Origin of the sequence: Actinoplanes sp. NPDC023936, from assembly GCF_040639325.1 — a bacterium.
Taxonomy (GTDB): domain Bacteria; phylum Actinomycetota; class Actinomycetes; order Mycobacteriales; family Micromonosporaceae; genus Actinoplanes.
Map to the genome: position 1 here is coordinate 25,970 of NZ_JBEZZR010000039.1, position 19,434 is coordinate 45,403.

The 19,434-nt window shown below is 74.1% G+C and carries 16 protein-coding genes; 7 read left to right on the plus strand and 9 right to left on the minus strand.

The window, feature by feature from the left end:
• Nucleotides 1–31: 31 nt before the first annotated feature.
• The 5 genes from mppQ to AB0F72_RS34415 form a co-directional block, all read right to left on the minus strand.
• Nucleotides 32–1,171, minus strand: a complete 1,140-nt coding sequence (gene mppQ / locus AB0F72_RS34395) for an enduracididine biosynthesis enzyme MppQ (protein WP_360440485.1) — start codon at nt 1,169–1,171, stop codon at nt 32–34.
• A gap of 26 nt (nt 1,172–1,197) precedes the next feature.
• Entirely contained in the window at nt 1,198–2,337 is a 1,140-nt protein-coding gene (gene mppP / locus AB0F72_RS34400; RefSeq protein WP_360440489.1) for an enduracididine biosynthesis enzyme MppP, read from the minus strand.
• Between the two features lie 33 nt (nt 2,338–2,370).
• Nucleotides 2,371–4,224 carry an asparagine synthase (glutamine-hydrolyzing) gene (asnB, locus tag AB0F72_RS34405; protein ID WP_360440492.1) on the minus strand — a complete coding sequence of 618 codons (1,854 nt, stop codon included), beginning with the start codon at nt 4,222–4,224 and terminating at the stop codon, nt 2,371–2,373.
• 89 nt (nt 4,225–4,313) lie between these two features.
• Nucleotides 4,314–6,917, minus strand: a complete 2,604-nt coding sequence (locus AB0F72_RS34410) for an FtsX-like permease family protein (RefSeq protein WP_360440495.1) — start codon at nt 6,915–6,917, stop codon at nt 4,314–4,316.
• Between the two features lie 10 nt (nt 6,918–6,927).
• A complete protein-coding gene (locus AB0F72_RS34415; RefSeq protein ID WP_360440498.1) occupies nt 6,928–7,683 on the minus strand; it encodes an ABC transporter ATP-binding protein in 756 nt (251 codons plus the stop codon).
• 82 nt (nt 7,684–7,765) lie between these two features.
• Between AB0F72_RS34415 and mppR the strand changes: the two genes are divergently transcribed.
• A complete protein-coding gene (gene mppR, locus AB0F72_RS34420; RefSeq protein WP_360440501.1) occupies nt 7,766–8,569 on the plus strand; it encodes an enduracididine biosynthesis enzyme MppR in 804 nt (267 codons plus the stop codon).
• Nucleotides 8,570–8,673: 104 nt separating this feature from the next.
• On the opposite strand, the gene AB0F72_RS34425 is transcribed toward mppR, so the two are convergent.
• Both AB0F72_RS34425 and AB0F72_RS34430 read right to left on the minus strand, forming a co-directional pair.
• Nucleotides 8,674–9,660: a cytochrome d ubiquinol oxidase subunit II gene (locus tag AB0F72_RS34425; RefSeq protein ID WP_360440504.1), complete on the minus strand. Its 987-nt coding sequence runs from the start codon at nt 9,658–9,660 to the stop codon at nt 8,674–8,676.
• Nucleotides 9,632–10,909, minus strand: coding sequence for a cytochrome ubiquinol oxidase subunit I (locus tag AB0F72_RS34430; protein WP_360440507.1), 1,278 nt, complete (start codon nt 10,907–10,909; stop codon nt 9,632–9,634). Before AB0F72_RS34430 ends, AB0F72_RS34425 begins: the two co-directional genes overlap by 29 nt.
• A gap of 164 nt (nt 10,910–11,073) precedes the next feature.
• On the opposite strand from AB0F72_RS34430, the gene AB0F72_RS34435 reads away from it, so the two are divergent.
• Both AB0F72_RS34435 and AB0F72_RS34440 read left to right on the plus strand, forming a co-directional pair.
• Nucleotides 11,074–12,264, plus strand: a complete 1,191-nt coding sequence (locus AB0F72_RS34435; RefSeq protein WP_360440510.1) for a sensor histidine kinase — start codon at nt 11,074–11,076, stop codon at nt 12,262–12,264.
• The gene (locus tag AB0F72_RS34440; RefSeq protein ID WP_360440513.1) at nt 12,261–12,944 is read left to right on the plus strand and encodes a response regulator transcription factor; all 684 of its coding nucleotides are present in this window, start codon (nt 12,261–12,263) and stop codon (nt 12,942–12,944) included. The genes AB0F72_RS34435 and AB0F72_RS34440 overlap by 4 nt, the downstream gene beginning before the upstream one ends.
• Here the strand turns inward: AB0F72_RS34440 and AB0F72_RS34445 are convergent.
• On the minus strand, nt 12,934–14,142 hold the full coding sequence (locus tag AB0F72_RS34445; protein WP_360440516.1) for a cytochrome P450: 1,209 nt from the start codon (nt 14,140–14,142) through the stop codon (nt 12,934–12,936). The genes AB0F72_RS34440 and AB0F72_RS34445 overlap by 11 nt on opposite strands.
• 165 nt (nt 14,143–14,307) lie before the next feature.
• Here AB0F72_RS34445 and AB0F72_RS34450 point away from each other — a divergent pair, with 165 nt between their 5' ends.
• From AB0F72_RS34450 to AB0F72_RS34465, 4 genes are read left to right on the plus strand one after another with little or no spacing between them, the layout of a single operon-like run.
• Nucleotides 14,308–15,327: a methyltransferase gene (locus AB0F72_RS34450; protein WP_360440519.1), complete on the plus strand. Its 1,020-nt coding sequence runs from the start codon at nt 14,308–14,310 to the stop codon at nt 15,325–15,327.
• Nucleotides 15,328–15,349: 22 nt separating this feature from the next.
• Nucleotides 15,350–16,924 carry an FAD-dependent oxidoreductase gene (locus AB0F72_RS34455; RefSeq protein ID WP_360440522.1) on the plus strand — a complete coding sequence of 525 codons (1,575 nt, stop codon included), beginning with the start codon at nt 15,350–15,352 and terminating at the stop codon, nt 16,922–16,924.
• A complete protein-coding gene (locus AB0F72_RS34460) occupies nt 16,921–17,079 on the plus strand; it encodes a hypothetical protein (RefSeq protein WP_360440525.1) in 159 nt (52 codons plus the stop codon). The genes AB0F72_RS34455 and AB0F72_RS34460 overlap by 4 nt, the downstream gene beginning before the upstream one ends.
• Nucleotides 17,072–18,484, plus strand: coding sequence for an MFS transporter (locus AB0F72_RS34465; RefSeq protein WP_360440528.1), 1,413 nt, complete (start codon nt 17,072–17,074; stop codon nt 18,482–18,484). The genes AB0F72_RS34460 and AB0F72_RS34465 overlap by 8 nt, the downstream gene beginning before the upstream one ends.
• Before the next feature lie 65 nt (nt 18,485–18,549).
• Here AB0F72_RS34465 and AB0F72_RS34470 read toward each other — a convergent pair whose 3' ends face one another.
• Nucleotides 18,550–19,338, minus strand: coding sequence for an AfsR/SARP family transcriptional regulator (locus tag AB0F72_RS34470; RefSeq protein ID WP_360440531.1), 789 nt, complete (start codon nt 19,336–19,338; stop codon nt 18,550–18,552).
• Between the last annotated feature and the right edge of the window lie 96 nt (nt 19,339–19,434).

Sequence of the window (19,434 nt, forward strand, 5' to 3'; positions counted from 1 at the left end):
ATGGCCGTCCCCTCTCGTTCCGGCGATGCTGTCAACGTGTTGTGGACCCGGCGTCCAGTCGTGCTGGAGCCGGCCGGGCGGCGGCCAGCCGGCGGCCGGCCTCCGCCAGCACGTGCGGCGGATGGAAGCTGAACGCCGCGCGCACCGCGCCGGCGCCCGCGGCCCCGAACCGGGCGCCGTCGGCCACCGAGACCCCGGCCTCGGCCGCGCGCTCGCGCACCGCCCGGCCGGCACCGGCACCGGCACCGGCACCGTCATCGGCGGGCAGCCAGACGAAGAACCCGCCGTGCGGCGCGGCCACGCCCAGCGCGCCGGTGAGCGCGTCCCGGCGAGCCCGCAGCTCGCCGACCAGCCGGCCGAGATGGCGGTCGTAGCCGCCGTCGGCCAGGAAGCCGGCCACCGCGAGCGCGGCCAGATGGTTGAAGCCGCCGCCGCTGTCCGCCCAGCCGGCGCCGGCGCACCGGGCGACGAGCGACGGCTCCGCCTCGATCCAGCCCAGTCGCAGCCCCGGCGCCAGGGTCTTCGCGAACGTGCCGAGCCGGGCCACACCGCGGCGCCCGGCGAGCGCGTGCAGGGACGGCGGCTCCGGCGGGCCGTCGTAGCGCAACCCGGCGTACGCGTCGTCCTCGACGATCGGCACCCCGGCCTCCGCCGCCTCGCGCACCAGCGTGCGGCGGCGCTCCTCGGGAACCGTCACACCGGTCGGGTTCCGGTGCGCCGGGATCAGGTAGGCGAACGCGACCCGCTGTCCCCGCCCGCGGAACCGGCGCGCCGCCTCGGTGAGAGCGCCGGGCACCGGTCCGTCGCGGTCCGACTCGACGGTGCGCACGCGCAGCCCGTGGTCGGTGAGGATGCGCAGGCCGAAGTCGTAGCTGAGCGGCTCGGCCAGCACCACGTCGCCGGGCCGGCCCAGCGTCACCGCCAGCAGGTGCAGTCCCTGCGAGGATCCGGCAGTGACCAGCACGTGGCCGGCATCGGTGCCGGACCGGGCGGCGAGCGCCTCCCGCAGCGGCTCCGGCCCCCGGTTCTCGCCGTACGCCAGGGCGGCCGGGCCGAACTCGTCGAATGCTCGCGCGTACGCCCCGGCCAGTTCGCGCACCGGGAGCAGCGCCGGATCCAGATAGCCCGGCCCGAGGTCGATCATGCCGGGTGGCGCCACGGACTGGACCACGCCCGCTCGCCAGTGCCGCCCGCCGCTCACTCGTCCAGCAGCACGGCTCGCAGCGACCGCACCGCCGCGTCGAGCGCCCCCGGCGTCCGGGCCAGGGCGATCCGCAGCGAGCGATCCCCGCGGGCCGGCTCGGCCCAGTGGAACTGGCTGCACGGCAGCATGTAGACGCCGCCCTGCCGGAGCCTGGTCCAGACGTCCAGGCAGGGGCGGTCGCCCAGGTCGACCCGCTCGACGCTGACCCGCGCGCCGTCGTCCGGGAAGGTCAGGCCGGGCACGTCGTGCAGCGTCGCCCGGACCAGGGACCGGTTGGCCGCGATGAACCGGTGCAGGTCGGCCAGGCCGCCCGCCCTCGCGTCCTCGGCGAACCGGGTGACCATCACCAGGATGAACGGCGAGACGCCGAGCAGGATGTCGGAGTGGATCTTCGCGAGCGGCAGGCCGACGTCCTCGCTGGAGGCCAGCAGTCCCACCTTGAGGTCCTGGGTGGCCCACAGCTTGCCGGTGTCCTCGATGACCACCCAGCGGCAGCCGCTGTCCCGCAGCACGGCGTAATGGTCGTAGTGGCTCCGGGTGTCGAATCCGCGGAACGACGTGTCCAGGGCGAGCACCACGTCCTTGGCGGCGCACTCGGCCGCGAGCCCGGCCAGCCGGTCCTCGGTCAGCACCCGGCCGGTCGGGTTGTTCGGCGTGGTGACGAAGAGACATCGCACCCCGTCCGGCACCGCCGCGGCGACCGGCCCGTGGTGCAGCACGTCCTCCTCGACCGGCAGCAGCCGCAGGCCGTTGCCGCGCAGCAGGTCGGGGATGTTGTCGAAGGTCGGGTGCACCAGCGCGACCGAGCCACCGCCGGCCGTGGCCAGCGAGCGGGCCAGGATCTCCATCGCGACCGACGACGAGTAGCAGGTCAGCACGCCGCCCGCCCGGGTCGGGAAGGTGTGCTGGCCCATCATGTGCAGGAAGGCGCGGTGTGCCTCGCGCTCGAGATCGTCGACCGGCTGCGCGGCCGCCTTGTGGAACAGATCGGGGAACTCGTCGACGATGCTCCGCTGCGCCTCGGTGAGCTCCTGACGGGCATGGCCGTCCGCCATGTTCAGCTCACTGCTGAGCGCCAGCGACTCGATCTCCGTCAGATTGGCCTCACGCAACAGGGGTGTGCTGGGACTCATGTACGCACTCCAGGTGGTCGGTGGTGGCGGCGCTCAGATCGACAGCCGCGCGGCGGTGTTCCTCAGCCACTGGTCGAGTTGCAGGACCATCTCCAGATCGGTCAGGTCCCGCCAGGCGCGGGCCGGCTCGAACGGCGCGCGCAGGGCCCGCTCGACGGCCGGCACGTCGAGCAGCTGGCGCACCGGCGCGTGCGGGTCGGCCAGCACCTCACCGGCCGTCCGGCGCAGCAGCCCGGCATAGGCGGGGTTCCGGCCGGTCGGGAACTGGCTGGACGGCCTGTCCAGCACCGACGCCGGCAACAGGTCAGCCGCTGCGGCACGCAGCAGGCCCTTGGGACCGCCCGAGGTCTTCAGCGACCACGGGACGTTGAACAGGTACTGCACCAGCCGGTGATCGCAGAACGGCCACCGCAGCTCCACGCCCTCGGCGGCGCTGACACCGTCGTCGAGCGCGCAGCCGAACTCCTGCCAGCCCTGCAGGTGCAGGAAGTAGATCTCCCGTAGCCGGGCCTCGGCGCTGTCCTCGCCGTCCAGGCGCGGCACCCGCGCGAGATCGGCCCGGTACGTCTCCGCGAGGTACCCGTGCACGTCCAGCTTGTCCAGCAGGTCCGGGGCGAGCAGCCCGGTGCCGAGCCCGGCCGGCGGCAGCCGGTCACGGGTGGCCGCGATCCACGGATAGGTGTCCGCGCCGATCACGGCCGGGTCGTCCATGCCCATGAACGAGGCGAACACGGTGTCCGCCTGCTCACCGGCCAGCACCACACCGCTGTGCGGGGCCACCCGGCGGCACAGCAGCCGCAGCGAGGCCGGGAACTGCGGCGCCGCCACCGGCATGTCCTGCTGGGCCGCCACCGCCGAGCCGCGGGCCACCGGATCGAGCAGCTCCGCCGGGTCCAGTTCGAGGTAGGTGTGCTCGGCGCCGATGTGCGCCGCCACCTCGGCCGCGAACGGCGCGTCCTCGGAACTGCGCATCGGTCCGGGCGCGGGGGGCCCGCCGCCGGGATAGCCGATCGTGTACGTCCGCAGCGGCCCCTCACCTCGCCGGGCCAGCTCCCGAGCGGCGAGCGCGGCCACCGTGGAGGAGTCGACACCGCCGGAGAGCAGCACACCCGGTGGGGTGTCCGCGTCCAGCTGCCGGGCCACCGACTCGCCGAGCAGCTCACGCACCCGCTGGACGGTGGCGTCCAGGCCGTCGGTGTGCGGCTCGGCGGTCAGCTCCCAGTAGCGGCGTTCGCTCGTACCATCGCGATCCACCTCGACGATCCCGCCGGCGAGCACCCGCCGCATGCCGCGGAAGACCGCCCGTCCCGGCGTGCTGGTGAAGGCCAGCAGCTCACGCAGGCCGTCGGCGTCCACCCCGTGGTCGGCCAGCGGGTGCGCGAGCAGCGCCTTCGGCTCCGAGCCGAACGTGAGACCCGCGCCCACCCGCTGGTAGAACAGCGGCTTCACGCCGAGCCGGTCACGCACCAGCACCAGCCGTTCCCGCACCCGGTCCCAGACCACGACGGCGAACATGCCGTCGAGGCGCTCGGCGAAGGCGGAACCCCAGCGCAGGTACGCGTGCGCCGCCGTCTCCGCGTCTCCGCCGCCGGTGAACTCGTGCCCGGCGGCGGCCAGCTCGGCCCGCAGCTCGCGCCAGTTGTAGATCTGGCCGTCGAGCAGCAGCGTCGCGTGCCCGCCGCCCGGTCCCCGCACCGTGACCGGCTGGCGCGCCCGGCCACGCTCGACGACCGCCCGTGCCCGGTGGCCGGCGACCAGGTGCGGGGTGACGACCACGCCTTCGTCGTCCGGCCCGCGCGGGGCGAGCGTGCCCAGCTGGGCCAGCACCACCCCGCGATGCGTGCTCAGGTCACGCTCGAAATCGAGCCAGCCCGCGATACCGCCCATCAGCCGTCCTCCTCGAGACGATCACTCTGTCTCCGTCCCGAGAAGGTTCACAGGAGCGCATCGTCCGCCGGTCGAGCACGGCTGGAGGCCTACTCCCGGTGCACGGCCACCAGCACCGGGACGCGCGCTGCCCGCCGGCCGGGCAGCACCGACGCCAGCACTGTCACGGCGACCGCCCCCAGGACGATCACCGGTAGCGCGTACACCGGCAGGCGCGCCCCGATCAGATCGCTGCCGGTCACCGCCTGCGCCAGGCGCACCACGCTCAGCGCGGTGGCGACGCCGAGGCCGGTGCCGAGCACCACCACCGTGGCCGCCTCCCACCGGACCAGCGCCTGGACCTGGCGTTCGGCGGCGCCGACGGCGCCGAGCACGCCGAACTCGCGGGACCGTTCGGCGACCGACAGCGACAGCGTGGTCGCGACCCCGACCAGGGCCGTCACGATCGCGATGCCGAGGAAGACGTAGAGCAGGGTGGGATCGAACGGCAGCCCGCCGCCGGAACCGGTCAGATAGGCACGGACCGTGTCCACCCGCGCGGTGGGCACGTCGGACACCGCCGCCCGGATCCCGTCGGCCGCCGTGTCCGGCGCCTCCACCAGGACCGCGGCGACGTACGCCACCGGATCGACCGCCCGCGCCGTGGCCCGGGTGACGATCGCGTCCCCGGCGGTGACCTGCGCCTCCCGCGAGTACGTCGCGACCACCTCCAGCTCGCGGACGCCCTCCGCGGCCCGCACCGTCATCCGGGTGCCGACCGGCCAGTCGTACGCCTCGGCGACCTCCGCCGCGAGCGCGACCTGCCCGTCGCCGAGGCCGGACACCGCCGGCCCGGCGGCGCCGAGGTCGAGCAGGGCGGCCAGCCCGGCGCCGTCCGTGCCGGTGACGGTCAGCGGCGGCACCACGCTCTCCCGGCCGCGGACCCGCGGTGGCGGGATCGGGCCGGCCACGATGGTCCGCACCGGCACCAGCTCGGCGGACGCCCGGACCCCGGGCGCGGCGGCGGCCTCCTCCGCGACCGACGCCGGCAGGCCGCTTCCGCCGTCGGTGCTCACCACCAGGTCGGCCCGGACCGCGGCGGTCCCCCGGTCCGCCCGGCCCTCGGTGATGGAGGTGACCAGCGCCCAGGTCACCGTGGACAGCGCCACGGTCAGCATCAGCAGGGACGCGGCCGAGGCCACCCGCCGCGGGCTGCGCACGATGAAGGCGCGGGCCATCCGGCCCACGTCCGGCCGCACCGCGACGGCCAGCATGCCGACCACCCGGCCCAGCGGCGGCACCACGTACGGCCCGAGCACGGCCAGCGCGGAGAGCAGCAGCAGCCCGGCCAGGATCGCTGCCGCGCCGGCCGACGTCACGCCCTCCGGGGTGGGGTCCTCCCGCCGGGCGAAGAAGCTGAGCGCCACGAACAGCCCGGCGAGGACCAGCACCGGCAGCGCGCCGAGCAGCCGCCGCCGGGATCGGCCGGACGAGTCGGCCGACGCCTCGGCGAGCGACTCGACAGGTGACGTCAGCGAGGCCCGCCACGCCGGGCGGGCCGCCGCCAGCCAGGTGATCAGCAGGCCGGCGACCAGCGGCGGCAGCAGGTAGCCGAGACCCAGCTGCGGACCCGCGCCGCCGGTGTCCAGCCCGGTGCCGGCCAGCGGCCGGGCCAGCAGACGGGCCACCCCGAGACCGACGAGCAGGCCCAGCAGACCCGCGGCGAGGCCGACCAGGACCGCCTCGGCGCGCAGCAGCAGGCGGACCTGACGCGGCGTCATGCCCACGGTCAGCAGCAGCGCGAGGTCCCGGGCGCGCTGGCGCACCAGCGTGCCGAACGTGCCGGCCAGCACGAAGATCCCGACGAACGCCCCGACCAGGGCCAGCATGCCGAGGTTGGTGGTGATCTGGGTGGCCAGGTCGGCGATGGCGCGCCGCTGTGCGTCGCGCACCTCCGCGCCGGTGCCCACCCACACCGGTCCGTCCCCGGCTAGTTCGGTGCGGATCGCGGCGGCCAGAGCGGCCAGGTCCGTGCCGGGTTCGGCGGCCACCCACAGCGCCTGCCAGTCGTCGCCGAGGCCGGCCGCCGCGCGTACCCGGGCCGGGTCGGTGAGCACGGTGAGCCCGCCCGCCGACGCGTCACCGCCGCCGACCGTCACCACGCCGACGACAGTGACCCGGCTGGCCTCCTCCGAGAGCAGCATCGTGGTCACGTCGCCGGGTTCCAGCCCGCCGCTGCGTGCGGTCTGCTGGTCGATCACGACCTCGCCGGCGCCGGCCGGCGCCCGGCCTGCCACCAGCGTGTACGCCGAGAGCAGCGGCGAGTCGAGCCACGGCCGCAGGTAGCTGCCGCCACCGGCGGTCGGCGGCACCACCTGCCCGTCCGCGCCGACGATCTCGGCCGGCGCGGCCGCGTCACCGGCCGCCGCGGCGACGCCGGGCAACTCGGCCACCCGATCGACCGCCGCCGGCGGCACCAGGCCGCCGGCGCCGCTCTCCGGGCCACGCACCGGCGCGACACCGGGCCGGGCCACGAGCGAGACGGTGGCGTACTCGCTGCCGCTCGCCTCGTCGATCGCGGCGGTGAACTGGAGGATGAACTGCAGCGTGCCGGCCAGCAGGCCGGTCGCGAGCGCGCCGGCGGCGACGGTGCCCAGCAGCCGGCGCCAGCGCTGGGCCAGCGAGCGCCGGGCGATCAGCCAGAGAATGCGCATCCCGGTCCCCTCACTCCGGCCCGGAGATCCGGCGCAGCCGGGTCAGGATCTCGTCGACGGTGGGCTTGGCGAGCGTGTCGACGATCCGCCCGTCGGCGAGGAAGAGCACCTCGTCGGCGTACGCCGCGGCCTTGGGGTCGTGGGTGACCATCACGATGCTCGCGTTCTCGGTCTGTACCGCCTCGCGCAGGAACCGCAGGACCTCGGTGCCGGAGCGGGAGTCGAGGTTGCCCGTCGGCTCGTCCGCGAAGATCACGTCCGGCTGGGTGAGCATCGCCCGGGCGATCGCGACCCGCTGCTGCTGCCCGCCGGAGAGCTCCGCCGGCCGGTGGTCGAGCCGGTCGGCGAGGCCGAGGCGGGCCACCAGCTGCGTCATCCACGCGCGGTCGACCGGGCGCCGGGCGAGGTGAGCGATCATCGTGATGTTCTCCTCAGCCGTGAGGACCGGCAGCAGGTTGAACGCCTGGAACACGAAGCCGATCCGCTCCCGCCGCAACCTGGCGCGTGCGGTGCGGCCGAGCCGCGTGAGATCCTGGCCGCCGATCGTGACCTGCCCGGACGTGGGCTGGTCGAGCCCCGCCAGGCAGTGCAGGAACGTCGACTTGCCCGATCCGGACGGGCCCATCACGGCGGTGAACCGGCCGCGCGGGAACGACGCCGAGACGCCGTCCAGGGCCCGGACCGCCCCGTCACCACTGCCGTACACCCGGGTCAGGTCGGTCGCTGTGACGGCCGCCTCACCCATGGTTGTCTCGTCCGCTCGCATGCGGTCGCTTCCTCCCTCGGTTGGCACCTGCGTCGAGCCGTGCTCGAGAACCGCCGGATCAACCGAACCTACGGTGTCCGACATGGACGATCTCATCACCCGGACCGAACCGTACGGTTACACGCTGCCGCTGTCGCCCTCGGGCACAGCCGCGATGGTCACCCCGCCGCCGTGGCATTTCTCCGGCGAGGTGGTGATGGTGGAGTACCGCGCCGACCCGGAGGCGGTGGCCCGCCACCTGCCGCCCGGCCTCGATCCGGGCCCGGACGCCGGGGCGGCCGCGGCCGTCTGGGCCGAGTGGCAGTGGTGCTCCGAGCCGGGCGACGAACTCGGCGCCCCGGAGCGCTGCCGGTTCGCCGAATTCCTCATCCTGCTCGCCTGCGAGCACCGCGGAGCGCCGATGGTCCGGTGCCCGTACGCCTGGGTGGACAGCACCGTGCCGCTGATGCGCGGCTGGATCCAGGGCATGCCGAAGCAGTTCGGCCAGATCAGCCAGACCCTGCCGGTGCGTGCCGGCCGGGCCGGGCCACCGCCCGGCGGAGGCGGGACGTTCACCGGCACGGCGTCCGCGTTCGGCCAGCGGATCGCCCGCGGCACGGTTCACCCGGGTACGGACGACGCCGTCCCGCCGCCGCTGTTCGCCCTGCCGCTCGCGCACAGCCGGCTCTTCCCCTCCTGGGTGCCCGGCGAGGAGCCGGTCACCGGTCTGGTCGCGTCCCGGGTGACCGACGTGACCTTCACCGGCCTGCGGTCCGGGCCGGCCGAGCTGTGGCTGACCACCGATCCGGCGTTCGCCGACCTGGCGTCGCTGGCGCCGCGCGAGGTCGGCGAGGGCACCGTGTTCGCCTACGGCGAGACGCTGCTCGGCGGCCGCCCGCTGACCTGACCCCGGCCCGGTGGCGGGCCGCGGGACCGGCCCGGCGACGAGCCGCGGGACCAGCCCCGGCCGCCGCCGGGCCGCCATCGGCCCGGCCGGGACGCCGTGCCGCACTAGAAGAACACCACCGAGCGCTCGTCCACCCGGCGCCGGAACACCCACCACATCCAGGCCTGGGCGAGCACGATCACCGGTATCGCGGCGAGGGTGATCCCGCCGAGCGCCGCGAGCGACGCCGTGTCAGCGGTCGAGTCGTACACCGTCGTCCACCCGGCCGCCGCCACCATCAGCAGCGGCCCGGCGACCGAGGCGGCGGTGGCGGTCAGGGCCAGAGCGGGCCGGCCTCGCCCGAGCAGCACCCGCGCGACGAGTGGCGCGGCGGCCGCCGCGATCCCGGCCAGCAGGGCCGCCGCCGGCACACCGGCCCGCTGCGGCAGCACGCCGGCGAAGGCCGTCGCCACGGCCGCGACAGCGAGCAGGGCGGCGCCGGCCAGCAGCAACCGGCGCGCGGTCGCGGCCACCGCCGCGGCCGGCACCTGAGGGAGCCGGGCGGTCAGGAACACGGCGCCGTGCCCGGCGAAGACCGCGACCATCGTCACGGCCCAGAGCAGCGCGAACCATCCGTACGCCGGATCCGCCGCGCCGCTGAGACGCACCATCAGGCCGGCGATCACGACGCCCCACCCGGCCGCGAAGAGGACACTGACGACGGCCAGGGTGGTGTCCCAGAAACCGCGCCACCTGGCGCCGGGCAGCCGGCTGCGGGACCAGACCGCGATGTCGCGCAGCAGCCAGATCACCAGCAGCGGCCAGAGCAGGGTCCGCAGCTCGCCGAGCACCTCGCCCTCCAGGACCGGGAACGCGCCGAACAGGATCCCGGCGGTGGCGACCAGCCACACCTCGTTGCCGAGCAGGAACGGGCCGAAGGAGGTGATCATCGCCCGGCGTTCCCACTCGGTGCGGCCGAGCGGCCGGACCAGCATGCCGCTGCCGATGTCGAACCCGTCGAGTATCAGGTAGCCGCCGAAGAGCAGGCCCAGCAGCAGCACGAAGAACAATTCCACGGCACACTCACCGCCCCAGGAGTACGGAGTCGTCATCGGACGTGGACGATCCGAGGGTCGCGCCCAGCGGCATGCCGAGCGCGTCGTCCTCGATGCCCCGGCGCGCGAACCGCCGGAGCAGCACGACGTTGAGCAGCACCAGCCCGCCCAGCACCAGGGCGAAGCCGGTGAACGACGCCGCGGCGGCGCCGGTGGAGAGCGGGCTGGCGGCATCCGGTGTGGACAGCAGGCCGTAGACCGCCCACGGCTGCCGGCCGACCTCGCGGACCAGCCAGCCGCAGATCACCAGCACGAACGGCACCGGGATGAGCGCGACGAGCAGGTAGAGCGGGACGCGCAGCCGCACCACCCAGTTGCGGATCAGCAGCACCAGCAGCGCGATCGAGACCAGCGCCAGGGCGAAGGACGTCTGCATCATGATCTGGTACGGCGTCGACACCCAGTCCGGCGGGATCCAGTCACCCGGCCCGAATCGCGCGGTCAGCTCCTGCTGGGCCTCGGCCGCGCGCACCGGGTCGCCGTACATCGCGGCGAGTTTGCCGGGCTGGGTCCTCTCGATGACCACCTCCTGCAGGAAGCCGAAGTGGATGGCCGGGTAGACGCCGAACGGCAGCGCGAACACGGCCAGCCGCAACGACTTGCGGAACTCGGCCACATCGGGCGTGCGGCGCAGGAACTGCCAGGCGCTCACCCCGGCGACGAACAGGGCGCCGGTCACCACCGCCGCGGACACCACGTGCTGCAGCGCGTCGAGCAGGTTGGGGTTGCGCATCACCGCGCCGAAGTCGGTGAGGAAGGTGATCCCGTCGCGCTGCTCGTAACCGACCGGGTGCTGCAGGAACGCGTTGGCCGCGAGGATCCAGTACGCCGAGACGTACGCGGTGATGGCCACCACCCAGATCAGGCCGAGGTGCAGCAGGCGCGGTATCCGGCCCCAGCCGAAGATCCACATGCCGAGGAAGGTCGCCTCGATGAAGAAGGCCACGATCGTCTCGATCGCGATCAGGCCCCCGAACACGTTGCCGGTGGTGTGCGCCAGGCCCGACCAGTTCAGCCCGAACTGGAACTCCATCACCAGCCCGCCGATGATCCCCGCGCCGTAGTTGACGACGTAGAGCCGGCCCCAGAACTTGGTCAGCCGCTCGTACACCGGATCCTTGCGGATCGTCCACAGCGTCTGGAACACCACGACGAACAGGACCAGCCCCAGCGACAGCGTCACGAACAGGTAATGCACCGATCCGGTGACGGCGAACTGCAGTCTGCTGATCTCGACGGCATCCATGCCGAGGAGTCTGCCGAAGCTCGTTGGAAAGGTCGTCGGGCCGCGGACGACTCATCGGCTACATCCTGCGGCTCGCCGGGGACGCCTCGGCTGGCCCCGGGATGTACGCCGCTGTCATCCCCTCGTCCGGTGACGACCCGGTCCTACCCGCCTAATCTGGCTACGTGCTCACCAACCGGTTGCGAGGCCTCTGGGGTTCCACCGCGCGCCGCGGCTCGGCCGGTGAGACCGGTCCCGCTCTCATCGTGCTGGCCGTCAGTGTCGCGGCCACCGCCATCATCGGCTGGGGCGACGGGTCACCGCACCCGCCGCTGGCCTTCGGTTACCTGCTGCTGACCGCCGACGCGGCGTTCATCGCGCTGCACCGCCGGCGGCCGTTCGTGATGCTGGCCGGCACGCTCGCCGTGTCGCTCGCCTATCACGGCCTGAATTTTCCGGGCGGCGCGTTCACCATCGCCCCCGCCGTGGCGATCTACTTCGCCGTCCTGTCCGCGCACCGGGTCGCGGCCGGCGTGACAGCGCTCGGTTTCCTGGCCGGGGCCTTCCTGCTCGGCCAGGCGAACGACCGCGAGCCGAACACGCAGGGCACGGTGTGGCTGATCGCCTGGCTCTCGCTGATCATGGCGGTCGGCGAGGCGGTCCGCAGCCACCAGGAGCGGCTGCGCGAGGCGCAGGAGCGGGCCGAGCTGGCCGAGGCCACCCGTGAGGAGGAGGCCCGCCGGCGGGCGGTCGAGGAACGCATCCACATCGCCCGTGAGCTGCACGACGTCCTCGCGCACCGGATCTCGACGGTGACCATCCAGGCCGGCGTCGCGGCGCACCTGATCGACCGCGACGTCGACCAGGCCCGGGAGGCGCTGGTGGCCATCCGCAACACCAGCCGCGAGGTGCTTGTCGAGATGCGGTCCATGCTCGGCATGCTGCGCCGGGTCGACGAGGAGGAGTTGCCGACCGGCCCGGCGCCGGGGATGGCCGACCTGGACGGCCTGGTCCGCGACATGGCGGCCAACGGCGTCGACGTCTCGCTCGACGTGGTGGACGTGCCCGCCGAGCTGCCGGCCAGCCTCGACCTGGCGATCTACCGCATCGTGCAGGAGTCGCTGACCAATGTGGTCCGGCACTCCGGCGCGACCTGGGCCCGGGTCGGCATCGTGCACGCTCACGGCGAGCTGGCGGTCGAGGTGCGGGACAACGGCCGGGGCGTGCCACGTTCCCTGCTCCGGCCGGGCAACGGCCTGCTCGGCATGCGGGAGCGGGTGGCCGCGGTGGACGGTGACTTCGAGGCGCGCGGCGCCGACGACGGCGGCGGCTTCCTGGTCACCGCCCGGCTGCCGATCCGTGGCGGCGCCCGATGATCCGGGTGATGCTTGCCGACGACCAGACATTGGTACGGGCGGGACTGCGCTCGCTGCTGCTGTCCGAACCGGACATCGAGCTCGCCGGTGAGGCCGCCGACGGCGAGCAGACCGTGCGCATCGCCGCCGAGACCCGGCCCGACGTGCTGCTGATGGACATCCGGATGCCCCGGATGGACGGCATCGAGGCCACCCGGCGGATCGCCGCGCGGCGAGAGCTGTCCGGCATCCGGATCGTCATCCTCACCACGTTCGAGCACGACGAGTACATCTTCCGCAGCCTGCGCGCCGGTGCCAGCGGCTTCCTGGTCAAGGACATCGAACCGGCCGCCCTGCTGCACGCGGTCCGGGTGGTCGCCGCCGGCGAGGCCCTGCTCGCACCGTCGGTCACCCGCCGGCTCATCGAGGAGTACGCGACGCGCAGTCACGAGCCCCCGGCGACGCCCGGCCTGGAGCAGCTCACCTCCCGCGAGCGCGAGGTGCTGGTGCTCATCGCCGGCGGCCTCACCAACCAGGAGCTCGCCGACCGGATGACGTGCAGCGTCGCGACCGCGAAGACGCACGTCAGCCGGGTGATGACGAAACTGGGCGCCCGCGACCGGGTGCAGCTCGTGGTGATGGCCTACGAGTGGGGCCTGGTGCGGCCCGGATGGCGGGGTTCCGGGCCGATCACCAGGTGACCGGCAGCTCCGGCAGACCCCGGACCAGATGGCCGGGGTGCACGGCCAGTTCCGTCATGTCGGTCGCCGGCCGCAGCGTGTCCGGCAGCCGGCGCAGCACACCGGCCACCGCCTCCTCCAGCTCGACCCGGGCCAGGCGGGCGCCGAGACAGTAGTGCACGCCGAGGCCGAAGGTGATGTGCGGATTGTCCGGGCGGCCGAAGTCCAGCACGTCCGGGTGGTCGAAGACGCGGGGGTCCCGGTTCGCCGCGCTGATCGCCGGCAGCACGCCGTCACCGGCCCGGATCGTCACGCCGCCCAGCTCGACGTCCTCGGTGGCGACCCGGATGAGGCCGCCTCCGGTGGTGAGCGCGTTGTAGCGCAACAACTCGTCCACGGCCCGCGGCAGGGTCTCCGGCTCGCGGCGCAACGCCGTCAGCTGCGCGGGGTGGCGCAGCAGCGTGAGGATCGACAGCGCGATCTCCCCCGCCGTGCTCAGGAAACCGCCGGTGAGGATGGTTGCGGCAAGCATCACGACCTCCTCGTCGTCGGTGCCGCCGCTCTCGTCGTACGCCGCGATGACCTGGCGGAGCAGGCCGTCGCCGGGCTGTTCCCGGGTCGCCCGGACCAGGCCGGCCAGGTAGGCCTTCATCTCCCGCCGGGCCGCGCCCACCTGCTGCGGCGGGTGCGTGGTGAGGCTCAGCAGCACGTCGACCCAGGCCAGGATGCGGCCGCGGTCGGGACCGGGCACGCCGAGCAGCTCACAGATCACCGCGACCGGCAGCGGGCGGGCGAACCCGGTGACCAGGTCGGCCGGCGGCCCGGCCGCCACCAGCGCGTCGAGCAGGACGTCCACGTCCCGGCGCACCGCCGGCCGGAGGTCCTCGATCCGGCGCGGCGTGAACGCGTGCGAGACCAGGCGGCGCAGCCGGGTGTGCTGAGGCGGATCCATGTTGAGCATCGATCCGGGGTCCGGCGGGATCGGCTGCAGGCGGGGCGCTCCGGGCGCGGCCGCGGCGGCCCGGCTGAAGCGCGGGTCGGTCAGCACGACACGGTTCTCGGCGTACCCGGTGATCAGCCAGGCCTCGTCCCCGGTGGGCAGCGTGACCCGGGTGACCGGCTCCTCGGCGATCAGGCGCGCGAACGCGGCCGGTGGCTCACCGGGGGACGGCGACGGCATCGGAAAGGCCGGCAGACCGGTGGCGCTGGTGGATCTCATCTGTTCGCCTCTCGCTCGAATGACAGTGGCCGAGCGTGCCGGACCGTGCTCGTGCGGGCGTCCAGCGCCTGTCGACGGGCGGGGACTCGACCGCCGTACGACGCGCGCTCCAACCCGGCCGCGCAGCCTGCTCGCAGCAAACCCCTTTGAGTGGAGGTCTCCGACGTGCCCGAATCCATCGACACGCAGCCGGTCAGCGCTGAGCCCCTGTGGCGGCTGGGCACGGCGTACTTCAGCCGCAAGGTCACCCTGATCGCCGCCGAGCTGGGCCTCTTCACGGTGCTCGCCGACGGTCCGCTGACCGCCGAGCAGCTCCGGGTCCGGCTGGAGCTGCACCCGCGTGGCGTGCCCGACTTCCTGGACGCGCTCGTCGCTCTCGGCATGCTGGAGCGCGACGGCGACAGCTACCGGAACACGCCGCTGTCCGATCACTTCCTGAACGCGAACCGGCCCTCGTACGTCGGCGCCTTCCTCACCGCGGCGGACGCCCGCTGGGATCGGCTGGCCGAGGCTCTGCGCACCGGCGAGCCGCAGAACCGGTGGGGCGCCGGCCCGCAGATGTTCACCGAGCAGTACCGGACGACCGCCGCATGGCGCAACTTCACGGCCGGCATGGACTACCTGAACGGCATGATCGGCCCGCCGACCGCCGAGGCGTTCGACTGGTCCGCGGTGGAGAGCGTGGTGGACGTCGGCGGCGCGCGGGGCAACCTGGTGGCGGCGCTGCTGCGGCAGCACCCGCATCTCAAGGCGAGCGTCTTCGACCTGCCCGGTGTGGAGCCGGTCTTCACCGAGCACATGAACCAGCTCGGCCTCGCCGACCGGGTCACCTTCCACGCGGGCGACTTCTTCACCGTGCCGATGCCCTCGGCGGACGTGCTGATCCTCAGTCACGTGCTGCACGACTGGGGCACCGACGAGCGGCGCGTCCTGGTGTCCCGCGCGTTCGACGCGCTGGCGCCCGGCGGCCGGGTCATGGTGATCGACCCGATGATCGACGACGACCGCCGGGGCACCGCGGGCGCGCTGCTGACCAGCCTCAACATGCTGATGGTGACGCCGCACGGCGCGGAGTACACGGCCGCCGAGGCGCAGGGCTGGCTGGCCGAGGCGGGCTTCACCGACATCACGGCCGCGCCGCTCGGCGTGCACAACACCCTGCTCACCGGCGTCCGCCCGGCCTGACCACACACCACCAGGAGGCACCATGCAGACTTCGCAGACAGCCGTGCTCGTCGTCGGCGGCGGGGTGACCGGGCTGACCACAGCGGCGTACCTGGCAGCCCGCGGCGTGCCGACCGTGCTGGCCGAACGCCGCCCGTCGCCGTCGCCGCACCCGCGGGCACGCGGCTTCAACCCGCGAGCGATGGAGGTCCTCCGGGCGGTCGGGCTGGAGGAGACGGTGGCCGAGGCCGGCCGGGGCTTCGACGGGCACACCCTGCGTGCCCGGGTGCGGAGCCTGACCGGTGCGGAACTGCTCCGGCACGACCTGCCGGGCGGCGCCGGCCTCGGCGAGCTCACCCCGTCCCGCTGGGCCCTGCTCAGCCAGGACCGGCTGGAACCGCTGATCCGGGCGCGGGCCGAGGAACTGGGCGCCGACGTCCGGTTCGGCACCGAGCTGACCGGGTTCACCCAGACCGGGGACGGGGTCACCGCTCAGCTCACCGAGCGGGCGACCGGCCGGGTGACCGAGGTACGGGCCGCGTACCTGGTCGCCGCCGACGGCCCGCACAGCACCGTGCGCGAGCAGCTGGGCATCCCGGTCCGTGGCCGCTGGGGTCTGCACCACCAGCTCAGCATCGTCTTCGACGCCGACCTGCGCGCGGCGCTGGGCGATCGCCGCTTCGCGATCTGCCAGGTGCAGAACGACGTGGTGGAGGGCCTGCTGGTGCACGACGACACGCTGCGGCAGGGCACCCTCTACGTCCGCTTCGACCCGGAGGCGGACGGCGGGGTGGCGGCGTTCACCCCGGACCGGTGCGCCGCGCTGGTCCGGGCGGCGATCGGCGACCCGGACCTGCCGCTGACGATCCGTGACACCCAGCCCTGGGAGCTGTCCGCGGTGGTGGCGCAGCGCTTCCGGGACGGCCGGGTCTTCCTGGCCGGGGACGCCGTGCACGTGATGCCGCCGGTCAGCGGCTTCGGCGCGAGCACCGGCATCCAGGACGCGCAGAACCTGGCCTGGAAGCTGGCGGCGGTGGTGTCCGGCACGGCGGGCGAGGCCCTGCTGGACAGCTACGAACCGGAGCGGCTCGCGGTCGCGGGGCTCACCGTCGACCAGTGCCGCCGCCGGGTCACCAGCGGCACCGGGTTCGCGGCGCCGCCGCGCGGCGAGGGCATCCTCGACGACCTGGCGCTGACGTTCGGGCTGCGGTACCGATCCGGCGCGGTGCTGGACGACGGCGCGGATCCGGACGTGCCGGCCTACGGGGTGGCGGATCTGACCGGCCGGCCGGGCACCCGGCTGCCGCACGTCTGGCTGCTCCGGGCCGGGCGGCGGGTATCCACCCTGGACCTGCCGGTGGACGGCCCGGTGCTGCTCACCGGCCCGGACGGGGAGGGCTGGCGCACCGCCGCGGACAAGGCCGAGCTGCCCCTGGTCGTGCTGGACGCGGGCACCGACCCGGACGGCGGCTGGGAAGGCCGGTACCGGGCGGCGCCGGCCGAGGCGATTCTGCTGCGCCCCGACGGGTACGTGGCGTGGCGGGCGCCCGAGCCGGACGCCGCGGCGCTGTCCGCCGCCGTGGACGCGGTGCTCGGCCGGGCGGGACAGCCGCGGTGAACGGCCGCTGGCGGCGGCTCGGCCGGTGGCTCGGGCGGGTGCTGCAGGCGTACGGGCGGTACGCCGCGGCCACCTACCCGGCGGGCACCTCGATGGCACCGCCACCGCATCGCGGGATGCCGGACGACCAGCGCGACGGACCCCGCCATGGCTGACCGGCGGACCGTCCTGCCGCTGACCGGGGTGGTGCTGGCCCAGCTGCTGGCGATGGTGGACCTGAACCTGACGGCGACCGCGCTCCCGGCGATCGCCGCGGATCTGGGCGGCTCAGACCGGTTCGTCTGGATCACCACCGCCGCCGTGCTGGCCTCCACTGTCACCACCCCGCTGTACGGCAAGCTCAGCGACACCCGTGGCCGGCGTGCGCTGCTGGTGATCGCGTTGGCGCTGCTCACCGCCGGCTCGGTGCTGTGCGGGCTGGCCCAGTCGATGGACCAGCTGATCGCGGCACGCGCGGTGCAGGGCGCCGGCGCCGGCGGGCTGATGGTCTCCGCGTACGCGATCTACGCCGAGCTGCTGGATCCACGCCGGCTGCTCCGGTTCCAGATCCTCTCGGCGACCCTGGTCAACCTCTGCGCCGCGCTCGGGCCGGTCGCCGGCGGCGTGCTGACCGACACCTGGGGCTGGCGCTGGGCGTTCCTGATCACCGTCCCGCCCTCGGTGCTGGCCCTGCTGCTGGTCGGCACGCTCCGGCTGCCGCGCCCCGGGCGGGCCGCCCCGGTCGACTACGCCGGGATGGCCCTGCTGGGCGGCGCGCTCACCGCCCTGGTGCTCGTCGCCGGCTCGGCGGGCACCCGATGGGCGTGGACGTCACCGCAGGTCCTGATCCTGGTGACGGCCTCCGCCGTGCTGCTCGCCCTCTGGTGGCGATCGGCGCACCGGGCCGCCGATCCGGTGCTGCCGCCGGCGCTGCTGCGCGACCGGGTGATGCGGTCGGTGGCGGTGCAGGGCTGGAACACCGGGGCCGGCCTGCTCGTCGTGATCACGTTCCTGCCGGTGGTGTTCGTCGCGCTGGGAGCCTCGGCCACCGACGCCGGGATGTACCTGCTGACGCTGACCTTCGGCACGCTTCTGGTGTCGCTCGCGGGCACGCCGTTGCTCGCCCGCTTCGCTCACACGCAGTGGTTCGGGGTGGCCGGAACAGCGCTGCTGACCGGGGGCACGGCGTGGCTGGCGTTCACGCACCCGGACTTCGGGCCGGGTGGCTGGGCCGGCTGGGCCCTCGCCACCCTGGCGATCGGCGTCGGCATCGGCCTGGGCTTCCAGGTCTACACGCTGACCCTGCTGCGGCACACACCCCGCCCGCAGCTCGGCGCCGCCCTGGCCGTGCAGTCGCTGAGCCGGCAGGTCGGCGGCTCGCTGGCACTGGCCGTGCTCTCCGGCGTCTTCTACACCCGGCTGGGTGACGGCACCGGGACGGCCGTGCTCGACGCCGCCCAGGTGGTCTTCGGGTTGACGGCCCTGTTGCTGGCGGCCGGCCTGCTGGCGGCGGTCCGGCTCCCGATCCCGTCGCTGGCGGTGCCCCGGCGGGCGCCGGCCGCCCCCGCGGAAGCCGGCTGAACCAGGAACACCACGGTGCCCGGCGTCGAGTACGCCGGGCACCGTGGTGTTCCGATGGCTGCCGGTCAGGAGACCAGCGAGCGGGCCGGGGCCGTCTCCAGCGGCCGCCCGGCGAGCACCAGCCGCTGCATCTGCCGCAGCTCGGCCGACGGGTCAAGGCCCAGGTGCTCCTGGAGGACCTGGCTGGCCTGGTGGTACGCGGTGAGCGCCTCGCCGCGGCGGCCCAGGCCGTAGAGCGCGGCCATCAGGCGGCAGTGCAGCCACTCGTCCAGCGGGCGCTCCGCGACCAGCCGGCGCAGCTCGGCCATCAGGCCCGCATAGCGGCCCAGCATCAGGTCGGCCTCGATCCGTTCGTAGAGCACGCGGATCCGCCGCTCCTCGAGCGCCGCGAGGTTCGCCTGCAGCAGCGGGCCGCGGCTGACGTCGGGCATCGCCGCCGGTCCGCGCCACAGGTTGAGGGCCTGGCTCAGCCGTTCCGCGGCGCGTTCCACCTCCCCCGCGGCGAGCATGGCGCGGCCCTGTGCCGCGATCCGGTCGAACGACTCCACGTCGGTCTGCCCCTGCTGGACCCGGAGCAGGTATCCGGGCGCCCGGGTGAGCAGCACCGGCTCCCGGCTCCCGCCCTTGCCGTGCAGGATCTTGCGGAGTTGGTACATGTACGTCTGGGTGGTCGTCACCGCACTCGCCGGCGGGTTCGCGTCCCAGAGCTCCTCGATGAACGACTCGATCGGGAGGACCCGGCCGGCGTTCAGCAGAAGTAACGCCAGAACCTGCCGGTTCTTGGGTGCCGTCGGCGTGCATGACGCGCCGTCGACCTCGACTTCAAGTGGTCCGAGAATACGGTAGTGAATCACCTGTCACACCCCCGCGAACAGTTGATTTGAATTGTTTGCCAATCAATTTTCCATCTATTGGATCCAATGTGATCGAGGCTAGCAAGGAGGAAATAC